Origin of the sequence: Bifidobacterium sp. A11 (assembly GCF_000499185.1) — a bacterium.
In the GTDB taxonomy this organism is placed as follows: Bacteria; Actinomycetota; Actinomycetes; order Actinomycetales; family Bifidobacteriaceae; genus Bombiscardovia; species Bombiscardovia mizhiensis.
Window position 1 is genome coordinate 1 of sequence record NZ_AWUO01000023.1, and the last position, 5495, is coordinate 5495.

The following is a 5495-nucleotide window of genomic DNA, read 5'->3' on the forward strand; positions in this document are numbered from 1 at the left end:
TGGCGGCGGTGTGCTACTCTCCCACACTCTTCCGGGTGCAGTACCATTGCCGTGCTGGGTCTTAGCTTCCGGGTTCGGAATGGGACCGGGCGTCTCCCCCAGGCCATGACCGCCGCGAATCTTCAATTCTTCCGACCCGTTGCCGGGTCGGGGTTTCCTGGTGGTTTGGGGACCGGATGGTGGACGCGTGTTCCGATTGTCTGATCGCCTGTGCGTGTTCGTGTTCATTGCCGCAGGCATGTGTTCCGCAGCCGGGTTGATGCCGCCACCCCCCGCAAGGGGGTGGATGGTGTGTTGTCTTCGACCATTAGTGCCGGTCGGCTCCGCCCCTTGCGGGGTGTCCACGTCCGGTCTATCGACCATGTGTTCTGCATGGGGTCTTCAGAAGCCCTGAGGCTTCATGGAATCCTTATCTTGGAGGGGGCTTCCCGCTTAGATGCTTTCAGCGGTTATCCCATCCGAACGTAGCCAACCGGCCGTGCCGCTGGCGCGACAACCGGCATACCAGAGGTTCGTCCACCCAGGTCCTCTCGTACTATGGGCAGGGCTCCTCAAGATTCCAACGAGCGCAGAGGATAGAGACCAAACTGTCTCACGACGTTCTGAACCCAGCTCGCGTGCCGCTTTAATCGGCGAACGGCCGAACCCTTGGGACCTGCTCCAGCCCCAGGATGCGACGAGCCGACATCGAGGTGCCAAACCATCCCGTCGATATGGACTCTTGGGGATGATCAGCCTGTTATCCCCGGGGTACCTTTTATCCGTTGAGCGATGCCGCGTCCGTACGCCGGCACCGGATCACTATCTCCGACTTTCGTCCCTGCTCGACCCGTCGGTCTCGCAGTCAAGCTCCCTTGTGCGATTGCACTCAACACCCGATTGCCAACCGGGCTGAGGGAACCCTTGGGCGCCTCCGTTACTCTTTGGGAGGCAACCGCCCCAGTTAAACTACCCGCCAGGCACTGTCCCTGGCCGGGATGACCGGCCGAGGTTAGAGGCCAGATGAGGACAGAGCGGTATTTCACATTCCGGCTCCACGGATGCTGGCGCACCCGCTTCGAAGCCTCCCGCCTATGCTACACAGTCCGCACCTAACGCCAATACCAAGGTATAGTAAAGGTCCCGGGGTCTTTTCGTCCTTCTGCGCTTAACGAGCATCTTTACTCGTACTGCAATTTCGCCGAGCTCCTGGTCGAGACAGTGGGGAAGTCGTTACGCCATTCGTGCAGGTCGGAACTTACCCGACAAGGAATTTCGCTACCTTAGGATGGTTATAGTTACCACCGCCGTTTACCGGGGCTTGAATTCACCGCTGCCCCCTCCGAAGAGGGATGACGGATCCTCTTAACCTTCCGGCACCGGGCAGGCGTCAGTGCATATACAGCGACTTACGTCTTCGCATGCACCTGTGTTTTTGGTAAACAGTCGCTACCCCCTGGTCTGTGCCGCCCCCACCGGCTCCGCGCGCAAGGCGCCTCACCGGCAGGGGCCTCCCTTATACCGAAGGCACGGGAGTGATTTGCCGAGTTCCTTGACCAGGATTCGCTCGATCGCTTTGGTATACTCTACCTGACCACCAGTGTCGGTTTAGGGTACGGGCGGCGCCACTCCTCACGCCGAAGCTTTTCTCGACGGAACGGCACACCGGATTCGGGGCACAAGACCCCCCATCATCACACCTCGCGCTCATGCCGGGCGGATTTGCCTGCCCGACGCGCCGCATGCTTGACCACGGATAACCACCACCGCGGCCCGGCTCCCGTTCCGTGTCACTCCCGCGCTACCCGCCACGCATCCACACGCCGGTCCCATGCCATCGGACGGTCCGAAGACCGCCACCCGACACGGGTAAGGGCACGCTTCCACGTCTTGGATTGGACGGCTTGACGCCGGTAGGAGAATATCGACTCCTTCATCCATTCGACTACGCCTGTCGGCCTCGCCTTAGGACCCGACTCACCCGGGGACGACGAACGTGGCCCCGGAACCCTTGGTCATCCAGCGGACGGGATTCTCACCCGCCTCTCGCTACTCATGTCTGCATTCTCACTTCCACGCGGTCCACGGCCGGCTCACGCCGCCGCTTCGCCCCACGCGGAACGCTCTCCTACCCAGCACAGCAAACTGCGCTGCCGCGTCTTCGGTGGCGTGCTTGAGCCCCGCTACATTATCGGCGCGGAACCACTAGACCAGTGAGCTGTTACGCACTCTTTCAAGGATGGCTGCTTCTGAGCCAACCTCCTGGCTGTCTATGCGACTCCACATCCTTTCCCACTTAGCACGCGCTTAGGGACCTTAGACGACGATCTGGGCTGTCTCCCTCTCGACGACGGAGCTTATCCCCCGCCGACTCACTGCCGCGATACACCTCGCACGTATTCGGAGTTTGGCTGCTGTCGGTACCCGATACGGGCCCTCAAGCATCCAGTAGCTCTACCCCATGGAGGCACTCACGCGACGCTGCACCGAAATGCATTTCGGAGAGAACCAGCTATCACGGAATTTGATTGGCCTTTCACCCCTAGCCCCAGGTCATCGGCCCGGTTTTCAACCCAGGTCCGTTCGGTCCTCCACGCGGTCTTACCCGCGCTTCAACCTGCCCAGGGCTAGATCATCCCGCTTCGGGTCCAGGACACGCGACTCAAAACGCCCTTATCGGACTCGCTTTCGCTACGGCTGCCCCACACGGGTTAGCCTCGCCACGCACCACTGACTCGCAGACTCATTTTTCGATAGGCACGCCGTCACCCCGAAAGGCTCCGACGGATTGTAGGCACACGGTTTCAGAAACTCTTTCACTCCCCTCCCGGGGTGCTTTTCACCTTTCCCTCACGGTACTCGTACGCTATCGGTCAGACAGGAATATTCAGGCTTACCCCACGGTCGGGGCCGATTCACACGGGATTCCACGAGTCCCGCGCTACTTGGGAACAAGAACCGGCAGGCGGCGCGCCTTCGGCTACGGGGCCATCACCCTCTACGGCCGGGAATTCAATCCCGTTCGCCTCACACGCCGCTTTATCACTGCCGCCGGGCCCGTCGGAGCCCGGACGCCAAGTCCCACAACACCCATGCCGCAACCCCCGACGGGTCTCACACGGCACCGGTTTGGCCATCATCCGCTTTCGCTCGCCACTACTCACGGAATATCCTTTCCTGCAGGTACTGAGATGTTTCACTTCCCTGCGTACCCCCCGCACGAATGCGGTGCCGGCCCATAACAGCCGGCGGGTTACCCCATTCGGACACCCTCGGATCAAAGCCCTGTCGGCGGCTCCCCGAGGCCTATCGCGGCCCCACGCGTCCTTCATCGGTCCTGTCTGCCAAGGCATCCACCATGCGCCCTTGCCGACAACACGACCACAGGCCATGCCACGACAACAACAACTGCGAACTGCCAGACGACAAATCATCACACTAAACGATCACAAAACGATCGACCCGAACCCACTCAAAAATAGGCTCGGACGAAACAATACAGCAGACAGCCAGCACAACAGCCGGCCATCCGCTCGCGTCCACTATCCAGTTCTCAAACCACCAGCGCACCGACGACACCCGACACGGGGCAACACCCCACACGGGAACCGACGGGCGGCGGGAACACCACCAACAAGGGTGGCGGTCCGGGAACCCAACAGCGCATCCATGCCACAGCCTTCCGACCGTTCCACGCCAGCACGCCCACGCCAACCGGCCGACCGGCCGGACCCGCAGGCACGACCCCCACGCAGACCGCGCAGAGGAATTTCATAATCTCCGTAGAAAGGAGGTGATCCAGCCGCACCTTCCGGTACGGCTACCTTGTTACGACTTAGTCCCAATCGCGGACCTCACCTTAGACGGCTCCCCCCCTTGCGGGTTGGGCCACCGGCTTCGGGTGCTGCCCACTTTCATGACTTGACGGGCGGTGTGTACAAGGCCCGGGAACGCATTCACCGCGGCGTTGCTGATCCGCGATTACTAGCGACTCCGCCTTCACGGAGCCGGGTTGCAGGCTCCGATCCGAACTGAGACCGGTTTTCAGGGATCCGCTCCATGTCACCATGTCGCATCCCGTTGTACCGGCCATTGTAGCATGCGTGAAGCCCTGGACGTAAGGGGCATGATGATCTGACGTCATCCCCACCTTCCTCCGGGTTAACCCCGGCGGTCCCCCGTGAGTTCCCACCATAACGTGCTGGCAACACGAGGCGAGGGTTGCGCTCGTTGCGGGACTTGACCCAACATCTCACGACACGAGCTGACGACGACCATGCACCACCTGTGAACCGGCCCCGAAGGGAAACCGCGTCTCCGCGGCCGTCCGGCACATGTCAAGCCCAGGTAAGGTTCTTCGCGTTGCATCGAATTAATCCGCATGCTCCGCCGCTTGTGCGGGCCCCCGTCAATTTCTTTGAGTTTTAGCCTTGCGGCCGTACTCCCCAGGCGGGATGCTTAACGCGTTAGCTCCGACACGGAACCCGTGGAACGGGCCCCACATCCAGCATCCACCGTTTACGGCGTGGACTACCAGGGTATCTAATCCTGTTCGCTCCCCACGCTTTCGCTCCTCAGCGTCAGTGACGGCCCAGAGACCTGCCTTCGCCATCGGTGTTCTTCCCGATATCTACACATTCCACCGTTACACCGGGAATTCCAGTCTCCCCTACCGCACTCCAGTCCGCCCGTACCCGGCGCCGATCCACCGTTAAGCGATGGACTTTCACACCAGACGCGACGAACCGCCTACGAGCTCTTTACGCCCAATAAATCCGGATAACGCTTGCACCCTACGTATTACCGCGGCTGCTGGCACGTAGTTAGCCGGTGCTTATTCGAAAGGTACACTCACTCTCGCTTGCTCCCAATCAAAAGCGGTTTACAACCCGAAGGCCGTCATCCCGCACGCGGCGTCGCTGCATCAGGCTTTCGCCCATTGTGCAATATTCCCCACTGCTGCCTCCCGTAGGAGTCTGGGCCGTATCTCAGTCCCAATGTGGCCGGTCGCCCTCTCAGGCCGGCTACCCGTCGAAGCCTTGGCAGGCCATCACCCCGCCAACAAGCTGATAGGACGCGACCCCATCCCATGCCGGTAAACCCTTTCCCACACCATCATGCGACAGTGCGGAGCATCCGGCATTACCACCCGTTTCCAGGAGCTATTCCGAAGCATGGGGCAGGTTGGTCACGCATTACTCACCCGTTCGCCACTCTCACCGCCAAGCAAGCTTGACGGATCCCGTTCGACTTGCATGTGTTAAGCACGCCGCCAGCGTTCATCCTGAGCCAGAATCAAACCCTCCACAAAAAACCATGAAGAAGCCGAAACGACTCTCATAATAAATTGACGGATCCGCTTCCATAAGGAGGAAACAGACCCACGAAAAACCCCGACACCCCTCACAACGCTCCCACGTACCCGACAACAGCCGGGCGGGCATCGGACTGGCAATCAAAAAGCTATAAGTAGCACAAACACGCTCTTGAGTTCTCAAACCACCACCACACCAACA

Annotated in this window: 3 rRNA genes; all 3 read right to left on the reverse strand. The window is 60.5% G+C overall.

The features are described from left to right. Positions 1-117: ribosomal RNA gene (rrf, locus tag P273_RS0109050) — 5S ribosomal RNA — on the reverse strand. A gap of 171 nt (positions 118-288) precedes the next feature. Further along, a 23S ribosomal RNA gene (locus P273_RS0109055) occupies positions 289-3359 on the reverse strand. A 406-nt stretch (positions 3360-3765) separates the two neighbouring features. After that, a 16S ribosomal RNA gene (locus P273_RS0109060) occupies positions 3766-5290 on the reverse strand. The 16S, 23S and 5S rRNA genes sit together here, the layout of an rRNA operon. Positions 5291-5495 lie beyond the last annotated feature (205 nt).